At 64.8% G+C, this 16,425-nt stretch carries 18 protein-coding genes and 1 other RNA gene; 7 read left to right on the forward strand and 12 right to left on the reverse strand.

The window, feature by feature from the left end:
• Nucleotides 1-17: 17 nt before the first annotated feature.
• The 12 genes from FJV43_RS09015 to FJV43_RS09070 form a co-directional block, all read right to left on the reverse strand.
• Entirely contained in the window at nucleotides 18-1,535 is a 1,518-nt protein-coding gene (locus FJV43_RS09015) for a Do family serine endopeptidase (protein WP_239626307.1), read from the reverse strand.
• 143 nt (nucleotides 1,536-1,678) lie between these two features.
• The gene (locus tag FJV43_RS09020; protein WP_061027496.1) at nucleotides 1,679-1,885 is read right to left on the reverse strand and encodes a DUF2065 domain-containing protein; all 207 of its coding nucleotides are present in this window, start codon (nucleotides 1,883-1,885) and stop codon (nucleotides 1,679-1,681) included.
• Nucleotides 1,886-1,957: 72 nt separating this feature from the next.
• Nucleotides 1,958-2,854: a protease modulator HflC gene (locus tag FJV43_RS09025; protein WP_239626309.1), complete on the reverse strand. Its 897-nt coding sequence runs from the start codon at nucleotides 2,852-2,854 to the stop codon at nucleotides 1,958-1,960.
• Nucleotides 2,851-3,990, reverse strand: a complete 1,140-nt coding sequence (gene hflK / locus FJV43_RS09030; protein ID WP_239626310.1) for an FtsH protease activity modulator HflK — start codon at nucleotides 3,988-3,990, stop codon at nucleotides 2,851-2,853. Before hflK ends, FJV43_RS09025 begins: the two co-directional genes overlap by 4 nt.
• Before the next feature lie 128 nt (nucleotides 3,991-4,118).
• Entirely contained in the window at nucleotides 4,119-4,652 is a 534-nt protein-coding gene (locus tag FJV43_RS09035) for a dihydrofolate reductase (RefSeq protein WP_239626312.1), read from the reverse strand.
• On the reverse strand, nucleotides 4,652-5,137 hold the full coding sequence (locus FJV43_RS09040) for a GNAT family N-acetyltransferase (RefSeq protein WP_239626315.1): 486 nt from the start codon (nucleotides 5,135-5,137) through the stop codon (nucleotides 4,652-4,654). The genes FJV43_RS09035 and FJV43_RS09040 overlap by 1 nt, the downstream gene beginning before the upstream one ends.
• Nucleotides 5,138-5,142: 5 nt before the next feature.
• The gene (locus tag FJV43_RS09045) at nucleotides 5,143-5,937 is read right to left on the reverse strand and encodes a thymidylate synthase (RefSeq protein ID WP_239626317.1); all 795 of its coding nucleotides are present in this window, start codon (nucleotides 5,935-5,937) and stop codon (nucleotides 5,143-5,145) included.
• Between the two features lie 188 nt (nucleotides 5,938-6,125).
• Nucleotides 6,126-7,106 carry a tripartite tricarboxylate transporter substrate binding protein BugD gene (locus FJV43_RS09050; protein ID WP_239626319.1) on the reverse strand — a complete coding sequence of 327 codons (981 nt, stop codon included), beginning with the start codon at nucleotides 7,104-7,106 and terminating at the stop codon, nucleotides 6,126-6,128.
• 136 nt (nucleotides 7,107-7,242) lie between these two features.
• Nucleotides 7,243-8,757, reverse strand: coding sequence for a tripartite tricarboxylate transporter permease (locus tag FJV43_RS09055; protein ID WP_239626320.1), 1,515 nt, complete (start codon nucleotides 8,755-8,757; stop codon nucleotides 7,243-7,245).
• A gap of 7 nt (nucleotides 8,758-8,764) precedes the next feature.
• A complete protein-coding gene (locus tag FJV43_RS09060) occupies nucleotides 8,765-9,526 on the reverse strand; it encodes a tripartite tricarboxylate transporter TctB family protein (RefSeq protein ID WP_239626322.1) in 762 nt (253 codons plus the stop codon).
• Nucleotides 9,527-9,620: 94 nt separating this feature from the next.
• Nucleotides 9,621-10,151 (reverse strand): chromate transporter, encoded by a 531-nt coding sequence (locus FJV43_RS09065; protein ID WP_197967864.1) that lies wholly within the window; start codon nucleotides 10,149-10,151, stop codon nucleotides 9,621-9,623.
• Complete coding sequence (locus FJV43_RS09070; protein ID WP_239626324.1) at nucleotides 10,148-10,744, reverse strand: chromate transporter; 597 nt, start codon at nucleotides 10,742-10,744, stop codon at nucleotides 10,148-10,150. The genes FJV43_RS09065 and FJV43_RS09070 overlap by 4 nt, the downstream gene beginning before the upstream one ends.
• 84 nt (nucleotides 10,745-10,828) lie before the next feature.
• On the opposite strand from FJV43_RS09070, the gene ssrA reads away from it, so the two are divergent.
• The 7 genes from ssrA to FJV43_RS09105 all read left to right on the forward strand — a co-directional run bounded on the left by ssrA (nucleotide 10,829) and on the right by FJV43_RS09105 (nucleotide 16,355).
• Nucleotides 10,829-11,194, forward strand: a transfer-messenger RNA (tmRNA) gene (gene ssrA, locus FJV43_RS09075).
• A gap of 117 nt (nucleotides 11,195-11,311) precedes the next feature.
• Entirely contained in the window at nucleotides 11,312-11,830 is a 519-nt protein-coding gene (locus FJV43_RS09080) for a ClpXP protease specificity-enhancing factor SspB (RefSeq protein WP_061879322.1), read from the forward strand.
• An 87-nt stretch (nucleotides 11,831-11,917) separates the two neighbouring features.
• Nucleotides 11,918-13,345, forward strand: coding sequence for a class II fumarate hydratase (gene fumC / locus FJV43_RS09085; RefSeq protein WP_239629367.1), 1,428 nt, complete (start codon nucleotides 11,918-11,920; stop codon nucleotides 13,343-13,345).
• Nucleotides 13,346-13,623: 278 nt separating this feature from the next.
• Entirely contained in the window at nucleotides 13,624-13,812 is a 189-nt protein-coding gene (locus FJV43_RS09090; RefSeq protein WP_239626326.1) for a DUF4169 family protein, read from the forward strand.
• On the forward strand, nucleotides 13,809-14,060 hold the full coding sequence (locus tag FJV43_RS09095) for a ribbon-helix-helix domain-containing protein (protein ID WP_025038043.1): 252 nt from the start codon (nucleotides 13,809-13,811) through the stop codon (nucleotides 14,058-14,060). The genes FJV43_RS09090 and FJV43_RS09095 overlap by 4 nt, the downstream gene beginning before the upstream one ends.
• Nucleotides 14,061-14,175: 115 nt before the next feature.
• On the forward strand, nucleotides 14,176-14,451 hold the full coding sequence (locus FJV43_RS09100) for a FeoA family protein (RefSeq protein WP_061879324.1): 276 nt from the start codon (nucleotides 14,176-14,178) through the stop codon (nucleotides 14,449-14,451).
• Between the two features lie 35 nt (nucleotides 14,452-14,486).
• Nucleotides 14,487-16,355 (forward strand): ferrous iron transporter B, encoded by a 1,869-nt coding sequence (locus FJV43_RS09105; protein WP_239626328.1) that lies wholly within the window; start codon nucleotides 14,487-14,489, stop codon nucleotides 16,353-16,355.
• Nucleotides 16,356-16,425: the final 70 nt, after the last annotated feature.

A 16,425-nucleotide genomic window follows, 5' to 3' on the forward strand; every position in this document is an offset into this window, starting at 1 on the left:
CGGAATGACGGATGAAGTTACTGCACGCTCAGGGCCACGAAGCGCAGCTCGCCGTCGCCGTTGGAGACCAGCAGCAGCACCGATTTCTTGCCGTCCTTCTTGAGCTGATCGACCCGCTTCTGGATGTCGGCACCGCTGGAAACGGCCTCCTGCGCCACCTCGACGATGACGTCGCCGGCGGACAGGCGCTTCTCGGCCGCGTCCGAATTGGCGTCGACATTGGTGACGACCACGCCCTTGACGCTGTCCTTGATCCTGTAGCGCGCGCGCAGATCCTTGCTGAGCGCTGCGAGGTCCAGGCCAAGCGCCTTCTGCGTCACCGGCTTCTCGGGCGCGGGCTCGTCGGTCTTCACCGCGGCCTGCACCTTTTCGGGGTCCTGGAGGCGGCCGAGCGTGACCTTCTTGGTCTCTTCCTGCCCCTTGCGGATGATGACGACGTCGACCTCCTTGCCGACCGCCGTGTCGGCGACGACGCGGGAGAGGTCCTTCGGATCCTTGACGTCCTTGCCGTCGAACTTGACGACGACGTCGCCGGGCTCGATGCCGGCGGGCTTGGCCGGGCCCTTGTCGTCGACGCCGGCGACCAGCGCACCGCGCGCCGGCTTGATGTTGAGACTCTCGGCGATCTCGTCAGTGACGCTCTGGATGCGCACCCCAAGCCAGCCGCGGCGCAGTTCGCCGAACTGGCGGAGCTGATCGACGACGCCCACCACCGTCTTCGACGGCACGGCGAAGCCGATGCCTATCGAGCCGCCGGATGGGGAGATGATCAACGTGTTGACGCCGATGACGTCGCCGTCGAGGTTGAACAGCGGACCGCCGGAATTGCCGCGATTGATGGAGGCATCGGTCTGGATGTAGCTGTCGTATGGTCCTGATGAGATGTCGCGGTTCTTGGCGGAGACGATGCCGGCGGTCACCGTGCCCCCCAGGCTGAAGGGGTTGCCGATCGCGACCACCCAGTCGCCCAGGCGCAGCTTGTCGGAGTCGCCGAACTTGACTGCAACCAGCGGCTTCGGCGGCTTGATCTTGAGCACGGCGAGATCGGTCTTCTTGTCGACGCCGACCAGCTCTGCCTTGATCTTGGTGCCGTCGTTGAGGATGACGTGGATCTCGTCGGCGTCCGCGATGACGTGGTTGTTGGTGACGACGACGCCTGATGCGTCGATGATGAAGCCGGAGCCGAGCGAGTTGGTCTTGCGCGGCGGGTTGTCGCCGCCCTTGCTGCCGCCACCGGGACCCCGGCGGTTCTTGAAGAAGTCGTCGAAGAACTCCTCGAACGGCGAGCCGGGCGGCAGTTGCGGCATGGTGTTGCTGCCGCCGCCGCCCTTGGCCTCGACCGTCTGCGACGTCGAGATGTTGACGACCGCGTCGATCACCTTCTCGGCGACGTCGGCGATGCCATCCGGTCCGCGCGCATGGGCCGGCGTGCCGAACGCGCTGAAAGCACCGACGGCGAGCGCGGCCAGCCCAATTCGCACACCAAGTCGCACGCAACGGCGCGAGCGGGACGGGGCAGTGGTGGCAGCGGTCATTGTGATCTCCAGATAAAGGGATTCGGCGCCAGACTGCGCTCGAACGGGGGCACGGCGCAAGCGCGGAGCTTAACGGGCCTCAAGACACCGACAATACGACGAAAACCGGTCTGGCGCCTTCACTTTGGCGTTGGCCTGATGCCCTAAATCGGGCGCCGGATAACCCAGATCAGGACCAGACCGGCCACGGCCGAACCGATCCCAACCGCCCGCAGGATGTTGTCCGGCGTAGCGATGGCGCTCTTCATGGCTTTGCGCATCCAGTTGGGACTGGCCGCGAACATCAAGCCTTCCAGCACGAACAGGATGCCTAGGCCGATGAGGAAGTCGGCGAACGCAATGGACCTCATCGGAATGGAACCTCCCCGTTGTACTGTTCTTGTCTGGACAAAGGGCGGCCAGACCGGCCGCCCTTGTCTAGCTTACGGCTTCGCCGGCGTCTCGGTCGCCATCTTGCCGGACGGGTTGCTGAAGTACCGGAAGAAATCCGAATCCGGTCGCAGCAGGAAGCGGGTGTCGTTCGAACGGAGCCCGTTCTCATAGGCCGTCATCGACCGGTAGAAGGCGAAGAAGTCGGGGTCCTTGCCGTAAGCCTCGGCGAACAGGCGGTTGCGCTCGGCGTCGCCAATGCCGCGCGTTTGGTCGGCCTGCGACCTCGCTTCTGCCTCGATCACGGTGGCCTCGCGGTCGGCCTTGGACTTGATCTCCTGCGCCTTCTGACCGCCCTGTGCACGGAACTCGGCCGCCTCGCGCTCGCGCTCGGTCTTCATGCGCTGGTAGACCGCCTGGCTGTTCTGATCCGGCAGGTCGGCGCGGCGGATCCGGACGTCGACGACCTCGATGCCGTAGCCGTCGGCCTCGCGATCGAGCTGGTCGCGGATGCGCTGCATCAGCTTCTCGCGGTCGTCGCGCACCACGTTGATGAAGGTGACTTCGCCGAGCACGCGGCGCAGCGCCGCGTTCAGGAGCGTGGTGAGCTGGACGTTGGCAGCCTGGATCGAGCCGATGCTCTGATAGAAGCGCAACGCATCCTTGATGCGGTAGCGCGCGAAGGCGTCGACCACGAGCCGCTTCTGGTCGGACGCGATCGCTTCCTGCGACGGATTCTCCAGGTCGAGGATCCGCTTGTCGATGTTGATCACCGAATTCCACGGCGCCTTGAAATGCAGGCCGGGCGCGGTGACGACGTCGACGGGCCGGCCGAACTGGAGCACGATCGTCTGCTCGGTCTGCTGCACCGTGAACAGCGACATGTAGGCTACGATCAGGACCAGAAGCAGCCCGAGCAGCGTGACGAAACCTGTAACCGGGGACCTCATCGGCTGCCTCCGCTCGACTGCGGACCGGTGGTAGGCGGCCGCTTGGTCGTCAGTTCGGGAAGCGGGAGATAGGGCACGACGCCCTGCCCCGAGGCGCTGCCGCCGTCATAAATGAGCTTGTCCGCGCCACCGAGCACGCGTTCCATGGTCTCCAGATAGATCCGTTCGCGCGTCACGTCGGGCGCCTTCTTGTACTCGTCGTAGACCTTCAGGAAGCGCGCGCTCTGGCCCTTGGCCTCGGCGACCGCCTGCTCCTTGTAGCCTTCGGCAGCCTGCAGGATCTGCGCGGCACGGCCGCGCGCCTGCGGCACGACCTGGTTGGCGTAAGTCTGCGCTTCGTTCTGCAGCTGCTCGAGATTGGCGCGCGCCGCCTGGACGTCGCGGAAGGCATCGATCACCTGCGCCGGCGGATCCACCTTCTGCATCTGCACCTGGCTGATCTGGATACCCGCGCCGTAGCTATCCAGGGTCCTCTGGATCAGTTCGTGCACGTTCTGCTCGGTGACGTTCCGCGCGCCGGTCAGGATCGGCTGGATCTGCGAGCGGCCGATCACCTCGCGCATCGCGCTCTCGGCGACCGCCTTGACCGTGCCTTCGGGGTTCTGGATGTTGAAGAGGAAGTCGCCGACGCCGTCCGGCTTGATGCGCCAGAGCACGGTAAAGTCGACGTCGACGATGTTCTCGTCGCCGGTCAGCATCAGGCTCTCTTCAGGCACGTCGCGAATGGAGCGGCCGCGCCGCGCCGGATCTTCGATCAGCGTCATGCCGATGGAGGTGGTGTTGACGCGCAGCGCCTTCGGCAGCAGCACGGTCTCGATCGGATAAGGCAGATGATAGTTCAGGCCCGGCTGCACGGTGCGGACATGCTTGCCGAAGCGCAGCACGACGCCGAGCTCTTCGGACTGCACGCGGAAGAAGCCCGACAGCAGCCAGAATGCAACGATCAGCAGGATGATCAGCGTGATACCGATGCCGGAGAAATAGCCGCCCGGCATGATCTGCTGGAGGCGGTCCTGGCCGCGCCGCAGAAGGTCTTCCAGATCCGGCGGCCTCGGCCCGACCGGTTGCGGGCCTGAGCCCCATGGTCCCTTTGGACCCGAGCCCCATGGGCCACCGCCCTGATTCTTCCACGGCATTCGATGATCTCCTCGGCAGGGTCGAATTGCCCCCGCCCGCTTTGTCCGGTCCGGCTTTATAGGGGACAGGCAGGTCCCTTACAACGCAACCCGGGCCGTCTTCCGAGCTATGCTCGGGCACGAAAAAGTCAATGTAAACATTGGCGAATGCGGTTAATGGCCGCCCGCCGACGATATGTCACATAGGAGAAGTCGGCGCTGTCGTCGGGTCCGGCAGGATGACGCATGCGCGTGGTCTCCTCCCACCCGGCCTTGTCGATGTCGAAACGCGTGTCGCCTTCGGGCCGCGCGTGCACTTCGGTGACTTCGAGGCGATCGGCGCGATCGAGCCATTGCCGGTAGATCTCGGCGCCGCCGATCACGGCGATCTCAGTGACCGAACGCCGCAGGGCATCGCCACGCGCGACCGCCTCCGCATCCGCAGCCGATGTCGTGACGACGGCGCCCGCGGCACGATAAGCCGGATCGCGCGTGATCACGATGTTGGTGCGGCCCGGCAGCGGCCGGCTCAAGGATTCGAAGGTCTTGCGACCCATGATCACCGGCTTGCCGATCGTGAGCGCCTTGAAACGGGCCATGTCGGATTTCAGTCGCCACGGAATGGCGTTGCCGGCGCCGATGACGCCGTTCTCCGCAATCGCGACGACGAAGACGATCTCCATCAGGGCGCACTCCCGGCAAGCCGCCTCAGCGAAGGCCCGGTGACGCGGCACAGCGTCCAGTCGTCCATCATGACGGCGCCCAGCGACTTGTAGAACGCGATCGACGGCGCGTTCCAGTCGAGCACCGCCCATTGCAGGCGCGACCAGCCGTTCTCGACGCATTCCCTGGCGAGATAGACCAGCAGCGCCTTGCCGAGGCCCCTGCCCCGATGCGACGGCCGCACGTAGAGATCTTCGAGATAGATGCCGTGGCGGCCGCTGAAGGTGGAGAAATTCGCAAACCACACCGCGAAGCCGACCGGCTCACCGTTCCACTCGGCGATCGCGCAATAGAGTTGCGGCCTTTCACCGAACAGCGCGTCGGCGATGTCAGCCTCGGTCGCCTCCACCTCGTGCGACAGCTTTTCGTATTCGGCAAGCTCGCGGATGAAGGACAGAACGAGGCCGGCTTCTCCAGCCTGGACACGACGGATGGCCAACGACATCTGCGCTAGACCGCGACTTCCGCCTTGATGTGCGGATGCGGATCGTAGCCGACGAGCTCGAAATCCTGGAAGCGGAAGGAGAAGATGTCCTTTACATCAGGGTTGATGCGCATCACCGGCAGCGCACGTGGCGCGCGGGTGAGCTGGAGCTTCGCCTGCTCCAGATGGTTGGAATAAAGATGGGTGTCGCCGAGCGAGTGCACGAAGTCGCCGGGCTTCAGCCCGGTGACCTGCGCCACCATCATGGTGAGCAGCGCATAGGAGGCGATGTTGAAGGGCACGCCGAGGAAGACGTCGGCCGAGCGCTGATAGAGCTGGCACGACAGTTTCCCGTTCGCGACATAGAACTGGAACAGCAGGTGGCAGGGCGGCAGCGCCATCTTCTCGACGTCGGCCGGATTCCAGGCGGTGACGATCAGCCGGCGGGAATCGGGAGTGCGCTTGATCATGTCGACGACATTGGCGATCTGGTCGATGCTGCGACCGTCGGCCGTGGGCCAGGAGCGCCATTGATGGCCGTACACCGGGCCGAGATCACCATTGGCGTCCGCCCATTCGTCCCAGATGGTGACGCCGTTGTCGCGCAGATATTTGATGTTGGTGTCGCCCTTCAGGAACCACAACAGCTCGTGCACGATCGCCTTCAGCGGCAGCCGCTTGGTGGTCAGCATCGGGAAGCCGGCGGACAGATTGAAGCGCATCTGGTGGCCGAACACGGAAAGCGTGCCGGTACCGGTCCGGTCGGTCTTCTCGGCGCCGTCTGAAAGAATCCGCTCAAGCAGGTCCTGATACTGGTGCATGTGCCAAAAACCTTAGGAAGACGGCAGCCTCTGGGGGAGGCGGCGAAGTTAGCGGCCGCCCCCATGCTGCGACAGCAGCGATTCGCTGTCTGTGGCGATTATACCCGGAAAAGTGAGCGGTCCCGGCACAAACGACAAGGGCGGAACCTGCGTCCCGCCCTTCCAGCCTATCGGCTTGATCGCATTGCCTAAGTTGCCGGCTTGAGCACCGGGGTCCACTTCGCGATCTCGCTCTTGACGAGGGCGGCCAGCGATTCCGGCGTCCGCTCGGCGGGGCCCGGGATGACGCTGCCGAGCTCGAGCAGGCGCTTGCGCACGGTCTCGTCATCGAGTGCCTTGACGGCCGCAGCGTTCAGGCTCGCCACGACCGCGGGCGAGGTTCCCTTGGGTGCGAACATCGCGTTCCAGGCCTGGGCCTGGAACTTGGGCAGGCCCGCTTCGGCCGTCGTCGGCACGTTCGGCAGCGACGGATTGCGCTCCGGCGTTGCGATTGCATAGGCCTTGATGGTGCCGGCGTTGATCTGCGGCACGGCGTTGACGATCTGGTCGCACATGTAATCGACCTGGCCTCCGACCAGCGCGTTCATCGCGGGTCCCGTGCCGTTGAAGGGCACGCCGACCGGCTTGATGTCGAGGATGGAGTGCAGCAATTCGCAGGAGACATGCGAGACCGAGCCGACGCCGGCATGCGCGGCGTTCACCTTCTCGGCGTTCGCCTTCACATAGGCGACGAACTCATTGAGGTCCTTCGGCGGAAAGTCCTTGCGCGCAAGGATCAGGATCGGCGTGCCCGCGAGCAGCGCGATGGGCTCGAAGTCCTTCTCCGGATGGTAGGCGAGCTTCGGATACAGCGGCACAGATGCGGCATGCGTGCCCATATGACCGGTGATCAGCGTATAGCCGTCATTGGCCGCGCGCGCGGCGCGCGTGGTCGCGGTGGTGCCGCCGGCACCGACGACGTTCTCGATGATGATGCTTTGTCCCAGTGTCTGCGCCATGTGCGAGGTGACGATGCGCGCGACGACGTCGGTCGGTCCGCCGGCCGCGAACGGCACGATCATCGTGATGCTGCGCGTCGGGTAGGTCTGCGCCTCGGCCGGCGCGATGAAGGCGCCCAGCGAGGCAAGCGCTGCGGCACATGCGCCCGTGAGCGCGCGAAGAAAGGTCATGTGGATCCCCTTGGACACAAACAAACTACCGGCCCAAAGGCCACTATTTTCATTTCACGAAGCCGTCACACAAGTCGATTCGACTTCCGAATGCGGCGCGCCGACGCAGGACGCGGCGCGCCGTTGGGCGGCGACCTCAGTTCTCGGACTCGGTGAACACCTCGTCGCGCTTGGCGCGCAACGCCGGTAGCACCGTAAGGACAAGAAGGCCCGCCGCAACCGCCAGCAACACCGCCGACAACGGACGCGTGACGAACACGCTCCAGTCGCCACGCGAGATCAGCAGCGCGCGGCGCAGGTTCTCTTCCATCAGCGGTCCCAGCACCATGCCGAGCAGCAACGGCGCCGGCTCGAAATCGTGCTTGATCAGCCAGTAGCCGACGAGGCCGAAGATACCGGCCAGGATGACGTCGACCGGTGCGTTGTTCACCGAATAGATGCCGATCGCGCAGAAGATCACGATCGAGGGGAACATCAGCCGGTACGGCACGCGCAAGAGGCGCACCCAGATTCCGACCAGCGGCAGGTTGATGATGATCAGCATCAGATTGCCGATCCACATCGAGGCGATCATGCCCCAGACGAGGTCCGGCTGCTTCTGCATCACCTGCGGACCCGGCACGATGCCGTGAATGGTCATCGCTCCCACCATCAGCGCCATCACCGCGTTCGGCGGGATGCCGAGGGTGAGCAGCGGGATGAACGAGGTCTGCGCCGCGGCGTTGTTGGCGCTTTCCGGCCCCGCCACGCCTTCGATCGCGCCACGGCCGAACCGCGACGGGTTCTTGGCGAGCTTCTTCTCGAGCGTATAGGCCGCGAAGGATGCGATCACCGCGCCGCCGCCGGGCAGAATGCCGAGGATCGAGCCGAGCACGGTGCCGCGCAGGATCGGCGGCGCCGAGTCGAGCAGGTCCTTTTTGGTCGGCATCAGGCCGGTGATCTTCTGCTGCACGAGGTCGCGGTTCATCCCGGCGCCATGGTCGAGGTTGCGGATGATCTCGGCAAAGCCGAACACGCCCATCGCCACGGTCGCAAAGCCGAGACCGTCGGCGAGCTCGGGAATGTTGAAGGCCATGCGCGAGGCGCCGGTCTCGATGTCCGAGCCGACCATCGACAGCAGCAGGCCGAATACGATCATGGCGATCGCCTTCAGCACCGAGCCCTTGGCCAGGACCACCGCGAAGATCAGGCCGAGCACCATCAGCGAGAAATATTCGGCCGGGCCGAACGCCAGCGCGAGCTTCGTGAGCGGCGCGCCGAGGATGGCAATCAGGACGGTCGCGACGCAGCCGGCGAAGAACGAGCCGATTGCGGCGATCGCCAGCGCCGGGCCGGCGCGGCCCTGCTTGGCCATCTGGTGCCCGTCGATGGCGGTGACCACCGATGTCGCCTCGCCTGGAATATTGACCAGGATCGACGTGGTCGAGCCGCCATACTGGGCACCGTAATAGATGCCGGCGAGCATGATCAGGGCGCCGACCGGCGGCAGTCCGAAGGTGATCGGCAGCAGCATTGCGACCGTCGCAATGGTGCCGATGCCCGGGAGCACGCCGACCAGCGTGCCGACGAGCGCGCCGATCAGGCACATCAGGAGGTTGATCGGAGAGAAGGCGACGGCGAAGCCGTGAGCGAGGTTGGCAAAAATATCCATCACACCCTCACTGGATCAGGAAACGCGGGTACATCGGCATCGGCAGCCCGAGCACAAAGGGGAACAGAATGGCGCAGCCGATCGTCAGGCAGGCGCCGACGATCACCGCTTCGAGCCACCGCGTCTCGTGCGAGCCCGTCGCCGCGATCATGAAGCTCGCGAAGGCCGTGACCACGACGCCGAGCGGCCGAATCGCCAGCGCGAAGAAGAGGATCGCGGCCACCACGAACAGCGGTCCGCGCCAGGAATAATGGGCCATCGCAGGCCCATCGGTCAGAAGACCGGTCAAGGCGATGCCGGCGGACAAGGCGACCAGCAGCCCGCCGAACATGCGCGGCGCGGTCCCTGCGCCGAAGGAGAAGCCTCGCATGCCCTGCAAATCACTCGATGCCCACAGCGCGAACAGGGCGACCGCCATCAGGACGACGCCGCCGACATAGTCTTGCGCCGAGCGGATCGTCATGAACAGCGTGAGGATCGCCACCGCGAACAGCGGATAGGAATAGATCAGCGCCAGCAGCACCTCGGACGACATCTTCTTGGTGCCGCCGCCGAACGATCCGAAGATGGCACTGGGCGCGCCGGCGAGCAGCGCCGTCACGTGGCTGGTGATCACCGTCGCCGGGCCGCGGCCGGCCCCCCAGCCGAAGATCGTTCCGATCGACCAGATCAATTCGAAGATCTGCGGCGCAATCGCCAGCAGACAAAAGCCAACCGCCAGCCGGGTATTTCGGGTGGCTGTCGCTGAGTGGCCCATCGTGTCGGCCATGCCTGTCTCCTCCGCGACCGTAAGTCACGAGCACTGTTGTTCTAAATCGGCTGGAACTGGGTCCCCCGCCCGGATCACTGCCTAGCGATTTTCATTACACAATGCCAGCAAAACCCAACACGCCCCCGGCGAGCAGGAGCCACAGTGGATTGACGCGCGAGACGGATGCCATCACCGCAACCATTGCGGTCAGAAGCAGTGCAGCAATGCTGCGATCGGTGGACTGGGCCAGGATCAGGGCACTCGCCGCCATCAAACCGATCGAGAGCGGAACCAGTGCAGCCTGGATCAGGCCGGGCCAGCGCGATTGGCTGGGGCGATTCAGGAGCCGGCTGACATAATAGGCAAGCAGCGCCGTCGGCAGGCACATCGCCAGCGTCGCCGCCAGCGCGCCGGGGACGCCGGCCACGGCATAGCCGATTAACGTCACGATAAGCACGTTCGGACCTGGCGAGAGCTGCGCGATCGCATAGGCGTCCGCGAACTGCTTGTCGGTCATCCAGTGATTCACCTCCACCGCGATCCGGTGCATCTCGGGCACCGCTGCCGCGGCCCCGCCGACGGCAAATAGTGACATCAGACCGAAGGTGGAGATCAGCGACCAGATCGGGCTGTGGCCGGTCATGCTGCTACTTTCCGCCGCAGGAAATAAGTGAGGCCGACACTGACGGGGATCGCGACCAGCAGCACCGCCTGGAGCGGCAGGCGAAGCACGCCGATGGCGAGGAACACACCGAGCATCAGGATCACCGCGAAGGGATCCGCCCGCTTGAGCAGCGGCGTCATCATGCGGAAGACCACGGCGATCAAGAGGCCGACCGCCGCGCAGGAGATGCCGGCAAGGATTCGGCGCAGCACCTCGAGATCACCGAAACGGGCGTAAGCGACCGCAAGCGCCGTCATGATCAGCGTCGGCGGCAGCAACAGCCCGGCGAAGGCGGCCACGCCGCCGGCGATGCCGCGCAGCCGCGATCCGAACACCATCGACAGATTGACGATGTTGGGCCCGGGCAGGAAGTGGCAGAGCGCAAAGGTCTCGTTGAACTCGTCCGCCGTCATCCAGCGGTGCTGCTCGACGATCGCTCGCCGGGCAAACACCAGGACCCCGCCGAAACCCGCCAGCGACATCCTGGCGAAGGCCAGAAACAGCGCGACCAGGCTTGGCGGTGCGGTGGCGAGATCCGGCTCTTGGACGGCCGGTGCTGAACCCGAGGACATGTCAGGAGCTTAGAACGAGGGTCGCGCCGCGGCCAAGACGGTCCGGAACCTATCCAAAGGGAACCGCAGCCAATCCGCTCGAAACCCCTGTTTTTCGAAAGCTTTGCGTCCTATATTGGGAGTGCCGGTTCGCCGGCTATGGAAATAAACGGTCGTCGCAATAAACCATTCGGACCCGGGGGCGGTACCCGGCGCCTCCACCAAAGCCCACTATCGGGCTGTCCCGAAGCGGGCTTTGGCGGGGGCGAAATAGGATCGACGAGGGCGTAAAGGGCGTACTTTTTCCCGGTATTGTTCCGCCGTTATCGGGCTACTGCAATAGTTGCCAACGACAACTTTGCTCCGGTTGCTCAGGCTGCGTAACGCAGTTTGAAAGACCACTCTAAAGTCCTAGCGGGTTAAGCTCCGCTAGGCGGGGTTCGGAGGCACCTGGCAACAGAAGCCTCCACTTTAACTCTTTCATTTCTTCCCCGGCGGGGACTCCTGCTCACCCGTCAGGCGCGGTACTATTGCGGCTTGGCGAGTCGGGCCGGCAGGGTCGGGCTTCGGGGATGCAACAGGACCACCATGGCGACCGATCATATCCGATATGATGTGCTGGCCCGCGACGCGCTGCGCGGCGTGCTGCGGAAGGTGCTGACCGATGCCGCGGCCCATGGCCTGCCGGGCGAGCACCATTTCTTCATCACCTTCGTGTCGAAGGCCGAGGGCGTGAAGCTGTCGCCGCGACTGCTCGCGCAATATCCGGAAGAGATGACGATCATCCTCCAGCACCAGTTCTGGGACCTGACCGTGCTCGAGGACCGCTTCGAGGTCGGCCTGTCCTTTGGCGGCATTCCGGAGCGGCTGGTGGTGCCGTTCAGTGCCATCAAGAGCTTCCTCGATCCGTCCGTGAAGTTCGGCCTCCAGTTCGACACCTCCGACGTCGCCGAGGTCGCACCCGAGACTTTGCCTGCAGCGCCCGCGCCGTCGGCTGTCTCGGTCCCGGCACCTGCGACCGAGACAGCGGAAGCCACCGACGAGCCGACCCCGCCGAGCCAGGGCGGCGCCGAAGTCGTGCGGCTCGATCGTTTCCGTAAGAAATGATCTAGGTTGGGCTTGAGCCCGTCGCACACAGCCAAACTGCGTATATAGAGAGCACATGAAATGGCCGTGCGGCATTCGCGCGGCGGAATGGATGTGCTCATGGCCAAGAAGACCCGCCCTTCACGCTCCGCGACCCGCATCGAAACCGACAGCTTCGGTCCCATCGAGGTCCCCGCCGACCGCTATTGGGGGGCCCAGACCGAGCGCTCGCGCCAGAATTTTCGCATCGGCACCGACCGCATGCCGATCTCGCTGGTGCATGCCCTCGGCATCGTCAAGCTCGCTGCGGCGCAGTCCAACCTCGAGCTCGGCCTGCTCGACCAGCGCCGGGCGGGCGCCATCATCCGCGCCGCGCGCGAGGTGATCGAAGGCCGGCTGGACGATCATTTTCCGCTTGTCGTGTGGCAGACCGGCTCCGGCACGCAGAGCAACATGAACCTCAACGAGGTGATCGCCAACCGCGCCAATGAGCTGCTCGGCGGCGAGCTCGGCGCCAAGAAGCCGGTGCATCCCAACGACCACGTCAACATGAGCCAGTCGTCGAACGACTCGTTTCCCACCGCGATGCACATCGCGGCCGCAAGCCGCATCAATGCCGATCTCGTCCCTGCCCTCGGCGAATTGCTCCGCGCGCTGCGCAAGAAGGAGAAGGAGTTCGCAAGGATCGTCAAGATCGGTCGCACCCACACCCAGGATGCGACGCCCCTGACGCTGGGCCAGGAATTTTCCGGCTATGCCGCGCAGGTCGAAAGCGGCATCGCCCGGCTCAAGGTCGCGGTGAAGGACCTCTATCCGCTGGCGCAGGGCGGCACCGCCGTCGGCACCGGCCTCAACTCGAAGCCGCGCTTTGCAAAGCTGTTCGCAAAGCATGTTGCCCGCATCACGAAGCTCCCGTTCACCAGCGCCGCCAACAAATTCGAGGCGCTGGCCTCGAACGACGCCTATGTGCTGGCGCACGGCGCCATCAATTCGGTCGCGACCGGCCTGTTCAAGATCGCCAACGACATCCGCCTGCTCGGCTCCGGCCCGCGTTCGGGCCTCGGCGAGCTGATCCTGCCGGAGAACGAGCCGGGCTCCTCGATCATGCCCGGCAAGGTCAATCCGACCCAATGCGAGGCGATGACCATGGTGTGCTGCCAGGTGTTCGGCAATCACACCGCCATCACCGTCGCCGGCAGCCAGGGCCATTTCGAGCTCAACGTCTACAAGCCCGTGCTCGCCTACAACATGCTGCACTCGATCCGCCTGATGGCGGATGCCGCACGCTCCTTCACCGAACATTGCGTCAGCGGCATCCGCGCCGACGAAAAGCGCATCAAGGAGCTGATGGAGCGCTCGCTGATGCTGGTCACGGCGCTGGCCCCGAAGATCGGCTACGACAACGCGGCAAAGGTCGCCAAGACGGCGCATGCCAACGGCACGACGCTGAAGGAGGAAGCGCTGCGGCTCGGGTTCGTCTCGGCCGACGAGTTCGACCGTCTGGTACGCCCCGAGAAGATGACCAGCCCGGGATAGATTTCCGAATTCCGACAGCACTCCGTAATGATACGGAGCCTCGACCCTCCAGAAATATGCGGTTTTGGAGGAGGGATTTGATTACCGTCAATGTTACGGCGGAGGGGCGTGTTACGCAGCTCTTCTGCCCTCGACGGGCGAAATTCATCGTTTGATGGCCCGATGGGCCGATTGACGAGGACGAGCGAATGACGATCAAGTCTTGCGGGGCGCAACGCGGCACCCTGTTTCTGAATGTTTCATCCTGCCTGAAGAGGATCGGATGATGGAGACACGGCATGGGGAACGTCATCAACCTGAATCGATTCAGGAAGCGCGCCGAGCGGGAAGCCTCGGCGAAGCAGGCGGACGCCAACCGGGCGAAATTCGGTCGCACGAAGGCGGCACGCTCGGCGGAGGAGACGCGGGTGGACCAGGCCAAGGAGCACCTGGACCAGCACCGGATCGATCGCGAGGAGCAGCCATGAAGTCGCCCGTCGTGAAACGGTCAATCGTCGTCGCTGGCCACAAGACCAGCGTCAGCCTGGAAGAGGCGTTCTGGAACGGCATGAAGGAGATTTCCGGCCTGCGCAACATGACGTTGTCCGAGCTGGTCGGCGAGATCGACAACAACCGCCAGCAAGGCAATCTGTCTTCGGCGATCCGCCTCTTCGTCCTGGACTACTTCAAGAGCCGCGCCATGGCCGCCCAGCCGGACAAGGTCCCGGCCCAGTAGCCCTCGGGGGCGCCCACGAGGGCACCCCGGCTGCAATACTTTAAAATCACTCTAAGGTGCAGCTTCCGCGAACGTGCGCGCTTGACCTCGATGCCTTGCGTTGAAAATACAGGGCATGACCGACACCACCGACACGCGTCCGCACATGCCGCTGGGTCTGGCCCAGCGCGGCTATACCGGCGTCATCCAGCACCTTTCCGCCAAGCAGGCGGGCTCGGCGCTCTCGGACGTCGAGCTCGAAAGCCGCCTGATCGAACTCGGCTTCGTCGAGGGCGCCCGGGTCGAGATCTTGCATGAGGGGCTGGTCGGGCGCGATCCGATCGCCGTACGGGTCGACAGCATCACCATCGCGGTCCGCCGTCGCGAAGCCATGGCCATCATCGTCGCCTAGATCGCGACGGGACGCCTCATCCGGGCCCTGATCACATGGAACTACCCCTGCTGCATCTCGCCCTGGTGGGCACGCCGAACAGCGGCAAGACCTCGCTGTTCAACGCCCTGACCGGCAGCCGGCAGAAGGTCGCGAATTATCCCGGCGTCACGGTCGAGCGCAAGGAGGGCTTCTTCGTCACCCCCCTGGGACGCCAGGTCTCGGTGGTCGACCTGCCCGGCACCTATTCACTGCGCGGCCGCAGCCCGGACGAAGAGATCACCCGCGACTTCGTGCTCGGCAAGGCCAGCGGCGAGACGGTGCCCGATCTCGTGCTCTGCGTCGCCGATTCCACCAATCTGCGCCTGACCATCCGCCTGCTGCTCGAGCTCAAGCGCACGGGACGGCCGATGATCCTGGTGCTCAACATGTTCGACATCGCGAGCCGCCGCGGCATCACCGTCGACGTCGAGCGGCTCGCCAAGGAGCTCGGCGTGCCCGTGGTCACCTCGATCGCGGTGCGCAAGGGCGGCACCGCCGATCTGCTCCAGTTGACCGACGACATCTCGGCGAAGCTCGCCGAGCCGCGGGAGAACAGCTGGCGCGCGCTCAGCGTCAGCGAATTGCGCGCCACCCAGCGCGAGGCCGACCGCATCATCGCCGACTGCGTCAGCCTGCCTGCCAGGCCCGACACCTGGACCGCGCGGATCGACGCCGTGGTGCTGCATCCGGTCGGCGGCCTCATCGTGCTCGCGCTGATCCTGTTCGTGATGTTCCAGGCGGTGTTCGCCTGGGCGCAGCCGCTGATGGACCTGCTCAATTCGGGCTTCGATGCGCTCGGCGAGTTCGTCCACGACACCCTGCCCGGCGGCCTGCTCCAGAGCTTCCTCCAGAACGGCGTGATCTCGGGCGTCGGCAGCGTGATCGTGTTCCTGCCGCAGATCATCATCATCTTCCTGTTCATCCTGCTGCTGGAAGATTTCGGCTACATGGCGCGCGCCGCCTTCCTGATGGACCGCATCATGGGCGGCGCCGGCCTGCACGGCCGCGCCTTCATTCCGCTGCTGTCGAGCTTTGCCTGCGCCATTCCCGGCATCATGGCGACGCGCGTCATCGACAACAAGCGCGACCGGCTGACCACGATCCTGATCGCGCCGCTGATGACCTGCTCGGCGCGCATTCCGGTCTACACGCTGATCATCTCGGCCTTCATTCCGGCCAGGGACGTCTGGGGCTTCATCAACCTCCAGGGCCTCGTGATGTTCGGCCTCTATGCGGCCGGCATCATCAGTGCGCTGCTGGTTTCGTTCCTGATCAAATTCTTCATGCTGCGCGACTTTGCGCCGGCGCCGTTCATGCTGGAGCTGCCGGACTACAAGATGCCGCGGCTGAAATCGATCGCGATCGGCATCTACACCCGCGCCAAGATGTTCCTGCAGCGCGCCGGCACCACGATCTTCTCGATGATGGTGCTGATCTGGTTCCTGGCCTCGTTCCCGCAGCCGCCCGCGGGCGCCACCGAACCCGCCATCGACTTCAGTCTCGCCGCGATCATCGGCAAGGCGATGGAGCCGCTGCTCGCGCCGGTCGGCTTCAACTGGCAGATCGCGGTCGCGCTGATCCCGGGCATGGCGGCGCGCGAAGTCGCGGTCGCTGCCCTCGGCACCGTCTATGCGATCGAGGGCGGCAAGGAAGCGGCCGAGCAGATCGGCCAGGTGCTGGCGACGAAATGGTCGCTGGCGACCGCGCTGTCGCTGCTGGCCTGGTACATCTTCGCCCCGCAATGCGCCTCGACGCTGGCCGTGATCCGGCGCGAGACCGGAAGCTGGGCCTGGATGGCCGTGACCTTCGCCTACATGCTGGTGCTGGCCTATACGGCGAGCCTCGTGACGTACAATGTCGCGGTCGCGTTCGGGGCGGGATAGCCCTCGCCAGATCAAAAACGCGAAAACAACCCCATGCACAGTAGACGGAGGCTGTGAAAACAATGACTTA

The organism is Bradyrhizobium sp. I71, assembly GCF_022354745.1.
Classification (GTDB): domain Bacteria; phylum Pseudomonadota; class Alphaproteobacteria; order Rhizobiales; family Xanthobacteraceae; genus Bradyrhizobium; species Bradyrhizobium liaoningense.

Bases quoted from the DNA above. Each gene is read 5' to 3' on its own strand.
- FJV43_RS09060 (WP_239626322.1), bottom strand. From the start codon at position 9,526: ATGGCCGACACGATGGGCCACTCAGCGACAGCCACCCGAAATACCCGG.
- FJV43_RS09090 (WP_239626326.1), top strand. From the start codon at position 13,624: ATGGGGAACGTCATCAACCTGAATCGATTCAGGAAGCGCGCCGAGCGG.
- FJV43_RS09070 (WP_239626324.1), bottom strand. From the start codon at position 10,744: ATGTCCTCGGGTTCAGCACCGGCCGTCCAAGAGCCGGATCTCGCCACC.
- FJV43_RS09025 (WP_239626309.1), bottom strand. From the start codon at position 2,854: ATGAGGTCCCCGGTTACAGGTTTCGTCACGCTGCTCGGGCTGCTTCTG.
- FJV43_RS09100 (WP_061879324.1), top strand. From the start codon at position 14,176: ATGACCGACACCACCGACACGCGTCCGCACATGCCGCTGGGTCTGGCC.
- FJV43_RS09050 (WP_239626319.1), bottom strand. From the start codon at position 7,106: ATGACCTTTCTTCGCGCGCTCACGGGCGCATGTGCCGCAGCGCTTGCC.
- FJV43_RS09045 (WP_239626317.1), bottom strand. From the start codon at position 5,937: ATGCACCAGTATCAGGACCTGCTTGAGCGGATTCTTTCAGACGGCGCC.
- FJV43_RS09015 (WP_239626307.1), bottom strand. From the start codon at position 1,535: ATGACCGCTGCCACCACTGCCCCGTCCCGCTCGCGCCGTTGCGTGCGA.
- FJV43_RS09105 (WP_239626328.1), top strand. From the start codon at position 14,487: ATGGAACTACCCCTGCTGCATCTCGCCCTGGTGGGCACGCCGAACAGC.
- FJV43_RS09040 (WP_239626315.1), bottom strand. From the start codon at position 5,137: ATGTCGTTGGCCATCCGTCGTGTCCAGGCTGGAGAAGCCGGCCTCGTT.
- FJV43_RS09035 (WP_239626312.1), bottom strand. From the start codon at position 4,652: ATGGAGATCGTCTTCGTCGTCGCGATTGCGGAGAACGGCGTCATCGGC.
- FJV43_RS09020 (WP_061027496.1), bottom strand. From the start codon at position 1,885: ATGAGGTCCATTGCGTTCGCCGACTTCCTCATCGGCCTAGGCATCCTG.
- FJV43_RS09080 (WP_061879322.1), top strand. From the start codon at position 11,312: ATGGCGACCGATCATATCCGATATGATGTGCTGGCCCGCGACGCGCTG.
- FJV43_RS09055 (WP_239626320.1), bottom strand. From the start codon at position 8,757: ATGGATATTTTTGCCAACCTCGCTCACGGCTTCGCCGTCGCCTTCTCT.
- hflK (WP_239626310.1), bottom strand. From the start codon at position 3,990: ATGCCGTGGAAGAATCAGGGCGGTGGCCCATGGGGCTCGGGTCCAAAG.
- FJV43_RS09065 (WP_197967864.1), bottom strand. From the start codon at position 10,151: ATGACCGGCCACAGCCCGATCTGGTCGCTGATCTCCACCTTCGGTCTG.
- fumC (WP_239629367.1), top strand. From the start codon at position 11,918: ATGGATGTGCTCATGGCCAAGAAGACCCGCCCTTCACGCTCCGCGACC.
- FJV43_RS09095 (WP_025038043.1), top strand. From the start codon at position 13,809: ATGAAGTCGCCCGTCGTGAAACGGTCAATCGTCGTCGCTGGCCACAAG.